At 51.2% G+C, this 15,822-nt stretch carries 15 protein-coding genes; 6 read left to right on the forward strand and 9 right to left on the reverse strand.

Going from position 1 to position 15,822, the window contains the following annotated elements; all coding sequences use genetic code 11:
- Window positions 1-79: 79 nt before the first annotated feature.
- Window positions 80-1,516 carry an efflux RND transporter periplasmic adaptor subunit gene (locus POG22_RS22885; RefSeq protein WP_017662003.1) on the reverse strand — a complete coding sequence of 479 codons (1,437 nt, stop codon included), beginning with the start codon at window positions 1,514-1,516 and terminating at the stop codon, window positions 80-82.
- A gap of 712 nt (window positions 1,517-2,228) precedes the next feature.
- Window positions 2,229-2,879, reverse strand: coding sequence for a potassium channel family protein (locus tag POG22_RS22890; RefSeq protein ID WP_063718959.1), 651 nt, complete (start codon window positions 2,877-2,879; stop codon window positions 2,229-2,231).
- A 123-nt stretch (window positions 2,880-3,002) separates the two neighbouring features.
- Here POG22_RS22890 and POG22_RS22895 point away from each other — a divergent pair, with 123 nt between their 5' ends.
- Window positions 3,003-3,392 (forward strand): RidA family protein, encoded by a 390-nt coding sequence (locus POG22_RS22895; protein ID WP_498907261.1) that lies wholly within the window; start codon window positions 3,003-3,005, stop codon window positions 3,390-3,392.
- A 15-nt stretch (window positions 3,393-3,407) separates the two neighbouring features.
- Here the strand turns inward: POG22_RS22895 and POG22_RS22900 are convergent, their stop codons facing one another.
- Window positions 3,408-4,355, reverse strand: a complete 948-nt coding sequence (locus tag POG22_RS22900; RefSeq protein WP_498907262.1) for a metal ABC transporter solute-binding protein, Zn/Mn family — start codon at window positions 4,353-4,355, stop codon at window positions 3,408-3,410.
- A 104-nt stretch (window positions 4,356-4,459) separates the two neighbouring features.
- On the opposite strand from POG22_RS22900, the gene POG22_RS22905 reads away from it, so the two are divergent.
- Both POG22_RS22905 and POG22_RS22910 read left to right on the forward strand, forming a co-directional pair.
- Window positions 4,460-5,260 (forward strand): metal ABC transporter ATP-binding protein, encoded by an 801-nt coding sequence (locus tag POG22_RS22905; protein ID WP_498907253.1) that lies wholly within the window; start codon window positions 4,460-4,462, stop codon window positions 5,258-5,260.
- Window positions 5,261-5,741: 481 nt separating this feature from the next.
- Complete coding sequence (locus POG22_RS22910; protein ID WP_498907254.1) at window positions 5,742-6,596, forward strand: metal ABC transporter permease; 855 nt, start codon at window positions 5,742-5,744, stop codon at window positions 6,594-6,596.
- Window positions 6,597-6,627: 31 nt separating this feature from the next.
- Here the strand turns inward: POG22_RS22910 and POG22_RS22915 are convergent, their stop codons facing one another.
- The 3 genes from POG22_RS22915 to POG22_RS22925 form a co-directional block, all read right to left on the reverse strand.
- Window positions 6,628-8,328: an adenylate/guanylate cyclase domain-containing protein gene (locus POG22_RS22915; RefSeq protein WP_498907255.1), complete on the reverse strand. Its 1,701-nt coding sequence runs from the start codon at window positions 8,326-8,328 to the stop codon at window positions 6,628-6,630.
- Between the two features lie 30 nt (window positions 8,329-8,358).
- A complete protein-coding gene (locus tag POG22_RS22920; protein WP_498907256.1) occupies window positions 8,359-10,083 on the reverse strand; it encodes an adenylate/guanylate cyclase domain-containing protein in 1,725 nt (574 codons plus the stop codon).
- A 112-nt stretch (window positions 10,084-10,195) separates the two neighbouring features.
- Window positions 10,196-10,468: a hypothetical protein gene (locus POG22_RS22925; RefSeq protein ID WP_498907257.1), complete on the reverse strand. Its 273-nt coding sequence runs from the start codon at window positions 10,466-10,468 to the stop codon at window positions 10,196-10,198.
- A gap of 346 nt (window positions 10,469-10,814) precedes the next feature.
- Between POG22_RS22925 and POG22_RS22930 the strand changes: the two genes are divergently transcribed.
- Window positions 10,815-11,729: a metallophosphoesterase gene (locus POG22_RS22930; protein WP_498907258.1), complete on the forward strand. Its 915-nt coding sequence runs from the start codon at window positions 10,815-10,817 to the stop codon at window positions 11,727-11,729.
- Between the two features lie 423 nt (window positions 11,730-12,152).
- On the opposite strand, the gene POG22_RS22935 is transcribed toward POG22_RS22930, so the two are convergent.
- Window positions 12,153-12,554: a thioredoxin family protein gene (locus tag POG22_RS22935; RefSeq protein WP_498907259.1), complete on the reverse strand. Its 402-nt coding sequence runs from the start codon at window positions 12,552-12,554 to the stop codon at window positions 12,153-12,155.
- Window positions 12,555-12,587: 33 nt separating this feature from the next.
- Between POG22_RS22935 and POG22_RS22940 the strand changes: the two genes are divergently transcribed.
- Together POG22_RS22940 and POG22_RS22945 are read left to right on the forward strand one after the other, a co-directional pair.
- Window positions 12,588-12,941 carry a recombinase family protein gene (locus POG22_RS22940; protein ID WP_063719491.1) on the forward strand — a complete coding sequence of 118 codons (354 nt, stop codon included), beginning with the start codon at window positions 12,588-12,590 and terminating at the stop codon, window positions 12,939-12,941.
- Between the two features lie 248 nt (window positions 12,942-13,189).
- Window positions 13,190-14,356 carry a CBS domain-containing protein gene (locus POG22_RS22945; protein WP_498907260.1) on the forward strand — a complete coding sequence of 389 codons (1,167 nt, stop codon included), beginning with the start codon at window positions 13,190-13,192 and terminating at the stop codon, window positions 14,354-14,356.
- 25 nt (window positions 14,357-14,381) lie between these two features.
- On the opposite strand, the gene POG22_RS22950 is transcribed toward POG22_RS22945, so the two are convergent.
- Window positions 14,382-15,146, reverse strand: coding sequence for a sirohydrochlorin chelatase (locus POG22_RS22950; RefSeq protein WP_063719493.1), 765 nt, complete (start codon window positions 15,144-15,146; stop codon window positions 14,382-14,384).
- Between the two features lie 176 nt (window positions 15,147-15,322).
- Window positions 15,323-15,523, reverse strand: coding sequence for a glutamine synthetase inactivation factor IF7A (gifA, locus tag POG22_RS22955; RefSeq protein ID WP_026097780.1), 201 nt, complete (start codon window positions 15,521-15,523; stop codon window positions 15,323-15,325).
- Between the last annotated feature and the right edge of the window lie 299 nt (window positions 15,524-15,822).

Below are 15,822 nucleotides of genomic sequence, written 5' to 3' on the forward strand. Positions count from 1 at the left end.
AGAAGGGGAGAAGAGAAGAGGGGGAGAAGCTGTCAACTGTCTCCACTGGTGACTGGTGACTGGCGACTGGTGACTGTATTTAAGGATCGCTTTGCGAGACGTTGGCGTCGGCTGAGGGAACGATGGGGGTTCCGTCGCGCAGTTTTTGGACGCCGGAGGTGACGATGCGATCGCTGGCTTCTAAGCCGGAGAGGACTTCGTAACTTCCCCCTTGCAAGCTGCCGAGTTCGACGGGTTTCTGTAACGCCACGAGGTTGGCTTCACCCGGCGGTGCGTCGGGATTTTCGCTCACGACGAAGACAAACGGCTGTCCGCCGAGGCGGGTGACGGCGGAAAACGGAACGGTAATACCCGGTTGTTCTTCCCACACGAGGCGCACTCGTATTCGTTCGTCGCCCCGAAAGTCGCCTCGAGCATTGCCGTAGAGGGCTTTGACGAGAACGGTTTGGGTGTTGGAATCGGCTTGGGGCGAGACGAAGGATACTTGACTGTTGCCGATGACTTCGCCGTCGCGATCGAGCAGTTCGACGAGGGTTCCTTGGCGGATTTGAGAGGCGCGGTTGATGGGAACGTCGATGAGAATTTCGAGGGGACGGGTTTCGTTGAGGGTCGTCAGTTGTACCTGGGGTGAGACGAAGTCACCCGTTTTGACGAGAACTTCGCCGACACTGCCGGAAAACGGGGCGAGAACTTGGTAATAGCCCAATTGCACGGCGGCCGCCCGTTCGTTAGCTTGGGCGACTTCCATTTGACGCTGGGCGCTGTCGATGTTGGCGGCTTGAGAGGCGATGACTTCGTCTTGGGCGACCAGTTGGGCTTCGATGGTCGCTCGTTTGCGTTCTAAGTCCCGACGGGCGCTTTCGACAGCAGCATCTTGGGAGACGATGATTTCGTCTTGGGCGGCTAGTTGGGCTTCGGCTTCTTCGCGCGATCGCAGGGCGAGATCGTGTCGCTGTTCGGAGACGACGCCTTGCTGCCACAAGCCATACCAACGCTCTTCTTCTTTTTTGGCGAATTCGAGGCGGGCGACGAGTCGGTTGCGTTCTTCGATCGCCGCTTGGAATTGGGCTTGGGCGGTGGCCAGTCGCGCTTCTTCGGAGTTGAGGTCGAATTCGGCAGCGATTCGGTTGCGTTCGGCGCGTTGGGCTTGCAGTCCGGCTTGGGCGTTGGTGAGGTTAGACTCTGCCGCCCGGACTTCGGCCGAACGGGCTTCTACGACGGCTTGTTGTTGGGAACCGTCGATTTCAAAGAGGGGATCGCCTTGGTTGACGAAGTCGCCGAGTTCGACGTAGACGACTCGTACTTCGCCGTTAATTTGCGGGCGAATTTGCGCCACTTGTTGGGCTTGGATACGAGCGGTGAACTCTGAGGCGTCCCGAACGGCGGTGGAAGACAGGGTTTCGATCGCGACGGGGACGGCGGGAGGTGCGATCGCTTGGGGTTGACGACTGCACGCACTTAAAACCAGTGCGGCGACGGACAGAGAAAGCGATCGACAGACTGTCGTTCGTTTCATCGTTATTTAGATATTTTTTATTGGTTTTGTAATGCTGGATGCAGTAGACACAGGTTCGGGCGAGGTATACGCCACACGCGATGACAAAAACGTGATTGCGCGATCGCAGCAAACAGCTAAGTGTCACGATGAATATAGCATAGGAATTTCTGAGAAAACCTCGGATTAACGTTGCTTTTTTTTAAGCATCTCTGGGTCCGATTTCATCAATATATTTTAAGATTCTCGGTGTTTCAGCTTTTCTCTCATCCACTCCTAATGTTGTTGCAATTTTTTGCATTAAAATATATCAATATGATATATATCAGACCCAAATAAGCCGTCAAAAATTAAAACACCAGAAAAAATCCGATCCCCCATTCCCCGTTCCCTTTTTGTTCCGATTTTCCGTTCCCCGTTCCCTTTTTGTTCCGATTTTGTCAAACAACTGATTTAGGGTTGCTACATTTAAAAGTAATATTTTTTGGTTCTTCGGAGTTTAGGGTGACAGAAAAACTCACTTCACGAGATTTCAAAGGTTTTGACTCTCTAATTCCCGGTTTTTTGTAGTATGTTATACACGTAATACATTTATAGCCTCAAATTCCAGAAATCCTATTTTTTTTAGCTTAAAAAGTAACTTATATTTCAAAAAAATGTATTTTAAAATACTGACAACGAACTCAACAAACCAATTTTCGATCGGTCTCGATGCAGCCAGGGGTGGCGATCGCTACAGTTTCTCTGGCGAGACGTACAGGCTCACTAACCGCGCCAGGTAGACGGCTGGATACATTTGTCCGACGATCGCTTCGAGATTGCTCAAAACCTGTGTGAGATCGCTCGTGGGTGAAATATCGCCGTACCCGAGGGTAGTGAGGGTGGTAAAACTAAAGTAAATCAGATCGGGATCGGGCTGGTTAAACGCCTGCGGGTCGAAATGCTTGGCGATGATATAGAGCAAGCCCCACAACAGCCCGAGCAGGAAGTACACGCAAATTCCCCCCATAATCGTATCCTTCGTGACTTCGCGATCGGTAAACAGTTGGTTGGAGATCAAGCCGATCGCCAAGAGGGTGAACGCGGCGAACACCCCAACGCTACCGAGGGAGAGAGCTGAGGCGCGATCGCCCAAAAACGGCAAGAGTGTCAAAAGTTCCAACGAAAACCCCGTTGAGAGCAGAACCATCAACCGGAAAAAGCGTCGTTGGTGACAGAACGGACGAATACCCGCCGCCAGAGCGATAAAAAAAAGTGCCGATCTCACGATTTGACCGAAGAGCCAATCTGAAAGAAACGGCGAGAGCGAAAACAAGATAACCACCGCTGCAAAGAGGTTTGTATAGTGGCGGTGATGGAGCTTAGTCCAAGCGTGGTTTGGCATAGCGCAGCAGGCGATCGATGGAGAAAAGAATGTTAGATCGCCACCCGATCGATACTACAATGTCGCAGCGATCGCCTTTTGGCACGACTGCAACTGAAACATCACTGCAAACAGACAAATCCTATGCGTCAAATCGTTCGTACCGAAAACGCCCCCGCTCCCGTCGGACCTTACAACCAAGCCGTCCTCGCCACGGGACAAATGCTGTTCGTCGCCGGACAAATTCCCCTGACCCCCGACGGCGAACTCGTCGCCTCCGGGGACATCGCCGGACAAACCGAACAGGTGTTCGCCAACCTCGACGCAATCCTCAAAGCAGCGGGGGCGAGTTTTTCCGATGTCGTCAAAACTACCGTATTTCTCGACGACATGAACGACTTCGCCGCCATGAACGCCGTTTACGCCAAATATTTCGACGAAACCAACGCTCCGGCGAGGGCGGCGGTGGAAGTGTCGCGACTTCCCAAAGATGTTCTGGTGGAAATCGAATGTATCGCGATGATCTCGACTTGATATCGAGTTCGATCGCTATTCCGTCTCAAACGGCGTACACTCGCCCCCCAACGCATTGGCGATCGAACAGGTATTCGACACCATCATCTTGATGTACGAGTCGCCTTCGCTTCCGACTGCACCGATGGAATCCGAGTAAAGTTCCGGTTCGGCGAGGGCGACACCTGCTTCTTCCGCCACTGTCGAAATCAACTGGGGGTTAATGGTCGTTTCGGCAAAAATGGCGGGAACTTCCGTTTCTTTCACGTTTTCTACCAATTGCTGCACTGTTTGGGCGCTGGGCTGTTCCTCCGTACTGATTCCGATGAGGGTTCCCACAACGTCTAAGCCGTAAGCACTGGCGTAATACTGGAACGCATCGTGCGTGGTAATCAGCTTGCGTTGGTTTTCGGGAATCGTAGCGATTTGACGTTCGATCCAAAGATCGAGTCGTTGCAGTTCTTCGGTGAGCGCGGTGGCGTTTTCCGTGTAGGTGTCGGCGTTTTCGGGATCTCGTTCGACCAGAACCGCTCGAATTTCCTCCACCATCACCACGACGTTCTCTACATCCCCCCAAACGTGGGGATCGGGTTCGGTTTGTCCCCGATACTCGAAATCGAGCGGTTTCACCACTTCTCCGACGGGGACTTTTTCGGCACCCGTTCCCACGCCTTCGATGAGTTTGATTAAGCCGGGTTCGAGATTGTAGCCGTTATAAAAAATGACATCGGCGTTTTCGAGGGCGATGCTGTCTTGGGGGACGGGTTCGTACACGTGGGGATCGGCTCCGGGATCGAGAATTCCCTGATGCTCGATCGCCTCGCCACCGACGCGATCGACCCAGTCGGTAATAATCGTACTGGTGGAGACCACATCGAGGCGATCGCCATCTGTGGGAGAAACGGAGCGATCGCCGCATCCGGTCAACACTGACAGAGTTGCCAGTACCGCCACACCGAGCTTTTGGGAAACATTGAGGGACATTCTCATGTTGCTGTCACAGCTTTTATCATTTTTCTTTCATAAATATCTCATATTTGTTTCATTTTTGCGGTAAACTGGCAACAGCGCCGTTTGAAACTGCAACCATGCAACACCTACATCTCTATCCCAGCAACGCTTGGAGCGATCGTCTCGAAACCGCCGTCACGACAGACCTCGCCCCCATCAACGTCGATCGCTTGAGCGTGTCGTACCGAGATGTCGAAGCGTTGCGAAACGTCAGCTTGAAGCTACAACCGGGAAAACTCATCGGCGTCATCGGTCCCAACGGTGCGGGAAAAAGCACCTTTATGAAAGCCATGTTGGGTTTGATTCCCTCTGCAATGGGGACGGTACGTCACGGAAACCAACCCCTGACAGAGCATTTAGAACGAGTGGCTTACGTTCCACAGCGATCGACGATCGATTGGACGTTTCCCGCCACCGTCTGGGATGTGGTGATGATGGGACGCATTCGGAAAACGGGGTGGTTTCGTCGGTACTCCGCCGTCAGTCGCCGCATCGCCTCGGATTCGTTGGAACGGGTGGGGATGTCGGCGTTTGCGAAACGACGCATCGGCGATTTGTCTGGAGGACAGCAGCAACGGGTCTTTTTAGCGCGATCGCTGGCGCAAGAAGCGAGCGTGTTTTGTTTTGACGAACCCTTTACTGGGGTCGATCGCAAAACGGAAACGATTCTCTTTCAAATTTTCCGCGAACTGGCCGACGCCGGAAATATCGTGTTAGTCGTCAACCACGATCTCGGGGAATCCATTACCCATTTCGATGAATTAATTCTCCTCAATCGCGACTTAATTGCCGTAGGCGATCGCACCTCTGTCATGACTCCCGAAAATATGTATCGTGCCTATGGCGGACAAGTGCAGTTCTTTTCAGAAGCCGCTTGAGAAATTACAATCACACGAATACAGTAGTGACATGGTAAGCCGAGGAGAAACAACGATCGAAGAAATAGAGCGATCGTCGATCTAATTTTTCGGCATAAAGATGCCAAAAAATTGAAAAAATTGGGTTCATCACACTTTTGTAAAAATATGAGTCTGGGGTAGGTTGGATTGAGTGAAGCATAAACCCAACAGTAGCTAAATCGAGGACTCAAACACTGGTTTTACCCAGTCAGACAAGTCCCTCTCTATCCCCCCAACCCCCCTTCCCAAGAGGGGCTAAGGGGGGATGTGGTGAAGACTTCTTGAAACCTAGCTTATCGAAAAAGGATGGAGTATCAAGCTTGCATCTAATAAAGTTACATTTTTGAGATGCACTCAAAAAAAATCGTTTTTTTAACAAGGTTAAATTCTTACTAAAAAACTAAAAATTTCGTGTTTTTTGTGATTTTAGAAAATCGAAATATCTATCTTTGTTCGCATCATGGATGTCTTAATCGAACCGTTGCAATACGCTTTTATGCAACGCTCCCTCGTCATTGCTATTTTAGTCGGTTTAGTCTGTGCGCTAGTGGGAAGCTATCTCATGGTACAGCGCCTCGCGTTGTTAGGCGACGCCATCAGTCATTCGGTATTACCGGGATTGGCGATCGCATTTTTACTCGGATTTAACATTTTTGTCGGTGCGTTTATCGCCGGAATTTTAAGTACCGTTATTATCACCTGGATACGCACACGATCGCCCATTAAAGAAGATGCTGCGATGGGAATTGTCTTTTCAGCCTTTTTTGCTCTCGGAATCACCTTAATTACTATCATTCAAAAAGACAATAAAATCGATCTCAACCACTTTTTATTCGGCAATATTTTAGGCGTCACGGTTGCTGACGTTCGAGATACCGCGATAATCGCGATCGTGGTGGTTCTCAGCGTCATTCTGCTGTATAAAGAACTGCTGTTTTACAGTTTCGATCCCTCCGGTGCGAGAGCCGCCGGATTACCCGTCGATTTTCTCAATTTCGGCTTGATGGTACTCATTGCCTTAACTGTGGTTGCGAGTTTAAAAGCCGTCGGCGTAATTTTGGTGTTATCTTTGTTGATTACGCCGGGAGCAACTGCCTATTTACTGGTTCCGAGACTTCATCAAGTGATGATGTTAGGAGCGGGAATTAGTATCTTTTCCAGCATCAGCGGGATGTACTTAAGTTATTACTATAACTTGCCTTCTGGTCCTGCCATCGTGTTAGTGGTATCGGGTTTGTTTACCTTGGCAATATTATTAAGTCCCTCGCAAGGAGTTTTAACCCACCGTCGGCGAAAAAAACCAGAAATCCGGTAGAGTGCATCGCAGCCTAAAGCCAGGGTGTATTTTAACGATCGCTCGTGCGATCGCACCGACTGCGAAGACGGTCGAGATAAAGTTGACTGGGGATATCGTCCGGTGCGATCGCCAGACAAACTTCAAAGTGTTGCTGCGCCGAGTCCCAATTCTGACACCAATAGTCGGCGAATCCCCTTTCAAACTCATCGCGCAACGATTCCTGTCGATCGGTTAAATTACCCGCCACCTCCAACAGTTCGTAGATCGTCGTCGTTTCCGAAGTCCCCGGTAAAACCACCCGATCGAGTGCGCGGGTTTCAATGGCATCCCCGGCGGCGTCGCGAGTTGCGGCCGCGATCGCGATCGTCGTACCGTAACGCTTGTTCGCCCCTTCCAAATATTCAGCGACTCGCACCGCCGAACCTAAGACAGTATAAGACTTCAACTGTTTCGAGCCGATATTCCCAGCCACCACTTCCCCCGTCGCCAGCCCGATCCGAACGCGAATTTCGGGCAATCCCTTGCGAATTCCCATAATCTCGGGGAGTAACCGTCGCAATTTGACCAGTTGGGACAGTTGCTCGAGGGCAGCAAAACAGGCAAGTTGGGCGTGTTCGGTTTCACTGGTAAAAGGCGGTCCCCAAAACGCCTCGACGGCATCCCCAATAAATTTATCGATAACGCCATTGCGAGCTAGAATCGGTTCTGAGGCCAAGGTGAGATATTCGTTAATCAGCGCGACCAAACCCGTCGGAGTCAGTAATTCGCTCATGGCGCTAAAGCCCGCGATGTCTGAGAAAAAAACCGTCATTTCTGCACGTTCGGGGGCGATTTCCCGTCCCGAACTCGACAGCAAACGCTCTACGATGCGCGGATCGACGTACTGACCGAAGGTGGCTTTGAGCCGTTCTTTAGACTGGATTTCGGCGACCATCGCGTTGAACGACGCCGAGAGCTGCCCCACTTCGTCGCGAGAGGCGACTGGAACCTCCACTTGAAGGTTGCCCCCCTCGACTTCTTTCGTGACGACCACCAACCGACGGATCGGACGGACTAATCCCAGAGTAATGGCAGAGGCCAATCCCAGACCGAGAGCTGTGGCGATCGCGGCTAGAACCCAACTCACGCGTAAGGCTTCCCGTTCGTAACGTTCGGCCTTACGCGCTGCGGCTTCTGTAAAGGCTCCTAACTCGAATAAAATTCCCCGAACGCGCCGATCGAAGTTCTCTTCAAACTGTTCGAGTTGGCGATCGAGAATTGCTGCGGCTTCGAGGTCTCCAGTTTGTAAAAGGTCGAAGGTTTCGAGACTGCGATCGTGAAAGTTTTGACGATCGGCGTCGAGCACTTCGAGTAGGGGTTGGATGCGAACGATTTCGAGAACGTCTTCGAGTCGAGATGTGTCGGCCACGGCTTCTTCGGCTAGGGCGATCGCTGCGTCGAGTTTTCGATCGACCTGCCGACCCCGTGCTTCAAACTGTGCCAGTTCTGCGTCGATCGCGCGGCGATCGATCGGTTCGGTTTCCAACAGCCGTACAGTACGCTCGAAATGGATTTCTTGTTCTAAAACGTCAATATTAATTTGAGCGACGTCTTCAGTGAGTCGAGTAAGATACTCGGCAAGATTGACGAGTTGGCGGTTGACGAGGGCGATATTGCGGTAGTTGATATAGGCAACGCCGAGTAGGAGTGCCAACATACTGCCCGCCACCCCGAAAATTTTAACGCCGATGGGAATTGTAAAACGCTTCATAGCAACGTTCGTGGAGGATTGTTGTTGGAATCATTTGCTCGTTAGCTGCCACACGCCATCCCAATTTTCGGGTAAGGGGCGATCGCGTAGTGTCTCGATGCGGTTGAGGTAGAGTAAGGCGGGAGGATCGGGGCGATCGCCCATCGAGCAAGCCGAAAAATGCTTCTGTGCTGTATCCCACTGACGGTGTCGGTACGCAGCGAGACCGCGAGCAAACTCGTCTTGTCTTTGGCGGGTTTCGTCGTCGAGTTCGTCTTGCCAGCCGAGCAGTTCGTAAACTCGCACGGGTTCTTCTTTCCCGACGACTTTAATCCAGTCGAGTTCGCGCGTGGCATAGCGATCGCCCAACAGCATTTCCGTGCTGTCGTCTAGGGCGATCTCCACGCCGTATTGTTTGCTGACGCCTTTGAGCCGTGCGGCGATGTTAACCGTATCGCCCATTACCGTGTAAGATTTCTTGGCCGTTGCCGATCCCATATTTCCCACCACCAGCGATCCCGACGCAATACCGACCCGCAGGTGAAGGTCGGAAAGCGGGGTGTCGTCGGGAAGGTGCGATCGCAGCAGTCGTTCGATCTGTGGGAGTTGCTTGCGTTGTGCCAAAGCCGCGTTGCAGGCGAGCCGAGCGCGATCGCTGGTATCGCAAAAGGGCGGACTCCAAAATCCCATCACCGTAGTATGGATAAACTTATCGATAACGCCCGACTGCTGGCCGATCGGCTGTGACATGAGGGTCAGATACTGGTCGATCGTCGCCACCAGTGCATCGGGCGATCGCGTTTCGTTAATCTCGCTAAACCCCTCTACGTCGGCAAACGACACGGTGACGATTTGGCAATCGCCCGTTGTTTTCGGGTCTTCAGCGCTCGCGAGAAGTTGCTCGATCGCTCGGGAATCGACGTACCGACCGAAAGTTTCTTCGAGTTCGAGTTTCGATTGCAGCTCTCCAACCATACGATCGAACGCGTCGGCCAAGATCGCCACTTCGTCTCGGCTCGACACCGTCGCTCGAACGTTAAAATCTCCGTGCTGGATCGCTCGCATCTGTCGGATGAGCTGTCGGATCGGGTGGACTAATCCTAGCGTGACCAGCCACGCTCCCATTCCCCCCAACAGTGTTGCGAGAAGGGCGATCGTCAAGCTGAGTTGTTGTACGGTTTCTTGGTGTTGTTGGGCCGATCGCGCACTGGCGACGGTGAAGGATTCCATTTCGAGCAGGATTGCTTCGAGACTGCGATCGAGGTTGGCTTCGTCTTCGACCAGATCCTGTTGCAATTGCTGTGCTTCGGTCAACGCGCCGTCTTGGAGTAACGAGAGAACTCGAACCGCGCGATCGTGAAAATTGCGATATTCTCGTCCGGCCGCCTCCAGCATCGAGACAACGGTTGTCAGTTCTTGTCGCTCGTTGTGAGCGTTCGCGAGGGCGATCGTCCGTTCTGCTCGGGTTGCTGCGCCGGATAACGCCTCTTCGATCTCTAACGTGCGTCGATCGAACTCGGCGATTTCTTCTGCAATCTGCGCGCGATCGATCGGTTCTCGGGTGTAGTGCTTGAAGATACGTTCGAGTAACACTTCTTGTTCGAGGGCGCGAACGTCCAATCGCGCGACTGCATCGGTGATGGGAATCGTGTACTCTACTAACGAGTCAATTTCTTCGTTCACCCGCCGCAACCGCTCCGACGACACATACACGACCACCAGCAACAACCCCAGCATACTGGCAGCAATGCTAAATATTTTGATACCGATAGGCATCTGCCGCTTTATCGAAAAAGGCACGACAGCAAATCCTTTAAGTGCGCTTCCATGCCAGCGTAGCCCGAGGTATCCCGTAACAGCATCAAAATGGGGGGTAAACACAGAGAAGTTAGGGCTTCTTTCCCAATGTTCCAACTTGAGTCGAGTCGCTTCGCTCGACAGCGGACGGGTACAGAATCGTCGATCGCCGCGTTCTCGACGGCTGGAGGTCGAGATTTGATGTGCGAACTATATTGAAGAAGTCTCGCTGTTGTAGGCTGAGTTGGCGATCGATATTGTAAAGACTCGAAAGTTGTAGAATGCTCTCTCGCGCCGAGCGATCGTGATTTCGAGATTTCAGACTATCTTTGTTGTGTTCGGCGGAGCGATCGGATAGTGCCACCACGCTCGATTTTAGGGTGCATCTAAAAAATGTAAATTTATCAGATCGGAGTCTCTGCACTGAATTGAGCTGTTGTTGGGTTTCGCGATCGCTCCACCCATAGACTGAGCGAAGAAGTCCAACCTACCTCAAACTCATATTTTTACAAAAGTGAGATGTATAGCAGTATGACTTTGTTTGCGGATTGTTTTCAATATGAATCATTGCAGTATGGGGTTTTCAGCCGATCTGTTTCCGCAAACCATTTAGGATTGCTATATCCTGATTTTAACAAATTGAATCTCGTCGTTTTTCGAGCAAAAACTTTTTTGGCTGTCGAACGAAATTTACATTTATTATTAAGATCGTGAACCATCTCTTTCAAAAACTAAAAACTGCTATCTCGTGGGTCGTAACGATAGCGATTGTATTGATAGTTTGGAGTTTTATAGAGCCTCGCATCCTCGTTACAGACACTGAAATTGCTAAAATCCCCAATCTTCCGACTGCTTGGCAAAACCAGCAAGTCGGCCAGATTTCGGACTTTCAAATTGGACTGTGGGGAGACAATCGCGGTACGGCTCGTCGCAGTGTCGCTCGCTTAGTGGAAGCTCGACCTGCTGTCGTCTTAATTACGGGCGATTTTATTTACCATCCCGGTTCTAATCTTCAGGAAGACATTGAAACGGCTGTCGCGATCGTTCGTCCCCTAGTCGAAGCGGAAATCCCCACTTATGCTGTATTGGGAAATCACGACTATCGGATGAAAAGTCAGTCTGCTTCTCCCGACGTTGAAAGTGCCGATCGTTTAAAAACTGCACTCAATTCTATAGGAGTTGAAGTGTTAGAAAACGAAGTGGTTCACCTGAAACTTCACGATCGCAACGAATCGTTAAAATCAGAGTATTTAAGCCTAGTTGGAATAGGATCGTTATGGGCAAATCGAGATAAAGTTCGGCAAGCTTTAAGGGATTTACCCACGAGCGAACCCAGAATTGTAATGATGCACAATCCAGATTCGTTCGAGAAGTTCCCGGCAGAGTCAGCTCCATTTGCTGTCGCCGGACACACCCATGGAGGACAGGTGAGAGTCCCCGGAACGCCACATTTATCTTGGTTGAAATTGGCACGACAAGATAAAGTTCATGCGGATGGTTGGGCGAAGGATTACGGTCGATCCGAAAATCATCTTTATGTTAACTCTGGCATTGGTATGAGTATTGTGCCAATACGCTTATTTTGTCCGCCAAAATTAACCTTATTCACTCTTAAAAAGTCTTAGATTTTCTATTTAATGTAGGACTGACGCAGTTCAACCGAAACTATAGCAACCCTAAATCAGTTATGTAACAAAATTGGAACAAACAGGGAATCGGGAATCGGGAATCGGGAACAGGGAATCAGATTTTTTCTGATGTTTTAATTTTTGGCGACTCATTTGGGACTACTTGGCACTAAATGGAAAAGTCGGTGGGCATTGCCCACCCTACCAATGGTTAGATACATAACTCCTGACAGGAAGAAAAAATAGATGAGTTTTGATTATTTATTTTTTTGTTATTGAATCCAAAATAACGATCGAAGGGTTTGTTTTTTATAAGTTGGTAAATTCAAAAAAATATCTCGTAGGTTCGTTTGTTTTACCGTTCCTACGAGATATTTCAGAAGCTTTTAACTTTAAAAAATCCAGTGCTATCTCGGAGTTTTATCGAGAGTTCGGGGCTGAGATGCGAGACGCTATCGATAAAACTTCATCCGCGAGGTTACGTAGTTTTGGATACGGTGCGAGTCCCACCAAATTTTCAACGAGTTCGCCATTATAAAAGACCATCAGAGAGGGAATGCTCCGAACCTGTAATTGCGAGACGATCTCAGGGCGATCGTCAGTGTCGAGTTTGACGACACGCACTCGTCCTGAGTAGTCCCGGGCCAATCGATCGATATACGGCTCGAACGCCAGACAGGGACCGCACCACTGCGCCGTGCAGTAAACTAAAAGCGGGCGATCGCTGCTTAAAAGACAGTCGAGATCGCCCTCCTCGAGATACGGCACGTTCGTCGGAACCACAGACAGCGAAGGAGTCGTAGAAAGAGTTTGCGCTAACATACGTTTACTAAAGTCGTTCGATTGACGAGAACTATGACAGTTGATAAAGGCGAAATTTGGCAACGATTAGAACGCGGTCGTCGAGCCAAAGCTGCACGGGGCGGATACGCTGGGTACGGCTCGCCGCCTTTCGGACAGAAAACTGAAAACGGCGAACTCGTCGCAGACCCCATCGAACAGGAAACGATCGATGCTATCCGACGCCACCATAAATCGGGAAAGTCACTTCAGCAAATCGCCGGTTGGCTCAATGAAAACGGCTATCAAACGAAACGCGGCCAGCAATGGCGGCGTATTTCTGTCAAGCGCGTTCTCGATCGCCTTTACGGTCGTATGCCGAGACTGTCGAGCGACTTTCGGGTTCGTCCGCCCCAGTCTTTGACTTGATTGCTGTGTCTCGAACGGCGATCGATTTCCTAAAGAACGTCCTCAAAACGAGCGCTCTCTAGGACAATACAACCCCGATTATGACTTGAGTTAAAACTTTGTTGCCTATAACATCTCTTTACTCTATACCAAAAAGTTGCGAAAGTAAAGAGTATTAAGGTTTTCTACGGTTTTGGTGTAACATCCCTCGGAATCGATACAATTGCATCGAGATCCCGTTGTGAACGCCAAGTTGCCTCTGCCGGACAATGCCGTTTGAAGAACCGTCTACTAGCATCCCCACCTTGGAAGAGGCTATCGATCGCTTCCCCCTCGTCGTACCGCCAAACGCTGCCGTTCTCGATGTCATTGCGTCGATGAGCTGTATTAGAGAAGATCGCTGTACGTTCGCCCCTCATACGACCTCCCCATCCGTTTGTGTCACCCAGCGTCAAAGTTGCGCTCTAGTGGCCGATGCCGATCGCCGCATCCTCGGCATTTTTACCGAACGAGACCTAGTCCGGCTGACGGCTATAGGCATACCCCTCTCAGGTCAAACTATCGCCGATGTGATGACCTGTCCCGTCGTGACGTTATCCGAAACCGACTTACAAGATATTTTTGCTGCGTTATTTCTCTTTCGCCGTTACCGCATCCGACATTTGGCGATCGTCGACGATCGCGATCGCTGGGTCGGTATCGTCACCCCCAACAGCATTCGCCGTGTTATCCGGCCGAGTAACTTACTCAAGTTGCGGCGAGTCTCAGAAGTAATGACCTCTCCCGTCGTGTGTGCGCCCTCGGACGTACCGCTCGTCAAGGTCGCGCACCTGATGGCTAACGCCCGAGTTAGCTGTGTCGTCCTCACGACGGAGGATATCGACGATCGCCACCTTCCCATCGGTATCGTCACCGAACGAGACATCGTGCAGTTCCAGTCCTTAGAACTCGACGTTAACACGCTAGATGCCGCAACGGTGATGAGTTCGCCCTTATTTCTCCTCAAACCCGAGGATTCTCTGTGGACGGCTCATCAAGAAATGCAGAAACGACACGTTCGGCGGATGGTCGTCTCGTGGGACTGGGGATATCAGCTCGGTATCGTGACGCAAACCAGCTTGTTACGAATTTTCGACCCACTGGAAATGTACGGCGTCGTCGAAACGCTCCAGCGTACTGTCCGCGAACTGACCGCCCAGAGAGTGGTCGGTCTGACGACATCGGTTCTACCGCGATCGCAAGTCGCCCCCGATCGCGCACACGCTGCATTACTGACGGTGCGAGCCTGTTTGGAACAGTTGGCCGGATATCCCGAACTGCAACCCTACCAGTGTCATGCGTCCCTCGATCGCGCCCTGTCGGAATTACAAATTCTCGAACGAGAACTCGGCTGTGTCTCAGAGTTTCCCGATTTTCCGTCAGAGCGATCGATTTGAGAGGTACAGAGATCCCTCGCGATCGCTATGGAGATGAGGTTGAAGCGATCGTCGGAGTGGCGGTCGAAATCAGGTGCGATACCACTTCCACGAAATCGGGTGTCGTACCGATAGGAGAGGCAAACGACAGTCGAATCTCGGGAAACCGATCGCGCCAGTGTTGGAGGCGATCGGCGATCGCGTCCGTCAACCCTCCCGAAAATAGGAAATACGGAAAAACACCGATCGACCGTACCCCCGTTTCTAACAGGTCTGACATCTGCGCGTCCAGGTCGGGAGAAACAGACCAATAGGCAGGACTCACGGGCATTTCGAGACGTTGCTGCAACTGATGCGCCATGCGATCGACCGCATCGTTTCCACCCGGTCTGCGGCTTCCGTGAGATACGACCACCCAAGCCTCGATCGCTTCGACGGCGGCCATGGGACGGTGTAACACTGACAGCATCTCGGGACGATCGCCGATATGGGGTAAGACTCGAATCGACCAAGTGTCCCGAAGCTGACGACGTACCGAGTCCACTTCTTCGGGAATGTCTTCCTTGACGTGAACGCCACGGAGGAGAAACAGCGGTACGAGGTACAGAACGCCGCTAGAGTGGGGGGAGCGATCGAGAATCTCGAGCAGTTGTCGGTGAAGCGGTTGGGGGTGACATTCTAAAACGGCTGTTTCTATGGTCGCCGCTGGTATCTTGGCAGACAACAACGTTGCCAGTCGCCTCATTTCCTCACCGGGACGGCGATCGTGGCTGCCGTGAGAAACCAGTACATAGGTATCGGACAAACTCATGGATTTAGATAGGTTCGGCTCTGGGGGGATGATAGCGCGATCGCGCTAACAGTGCGTCACACCGCATAGTTTGTCTTCAAAAAAAGACCGCGCCAGGGACAATTTCCTGACGCGAAGGCTCTTATTCGCAAGTGAAGGGGTTTGTGGCTTCGCTGCATCCTTCAATGCTGGGGGGTTTAGCTCATCGCTGCATTACTGCGATCGTAAGAAATCGCATTATTGTACGCGGGTTTTCCTTGAATGTGCGTCCAATGTTCGGCCGTTTCACCGGGCATTCCCACTTCAGCCGCCGCGCGACTCAGCAGCGATTGCTGGCGGTTGCGGATGTTTTGGTGATGGCGGCTCATTAAAGCACGGCTGCGATCGGTAAGAGACATCTTATCGTCCTCCAGAGAAATCGGGGTTTGTCTATCAGTTTTTGCCTTGCACTAACTAATATATCGTATTTCTGTATAATTTTTTACAGTTTATTAATTCTTAACATAAAATTTAGAATCTTGCTCGGCGAGTCGCAGTGAAGACAATCACCTTTTACAGTGAGCAGTGTTTCAGTCACCAGTCACCAGTAAAGACAGCGAACAGTCGTAGGGTGCGTGACCTAAAGACAAGAAAAATATCCAATCTTACCGGCCAACTCGTCACGCACCGACTCCATAGGGTATTCCTTGTCTCCTCC

Source organism: Geitlerinema sp. CS-897, assembly GCF_028368005.1.
GTDB lineage: Bacteria > Cyanobacteriota > Cyanobacteriia > Cyanobacteriales > Geitlerinemataceae > Baaleninema > Baaleninema simplex.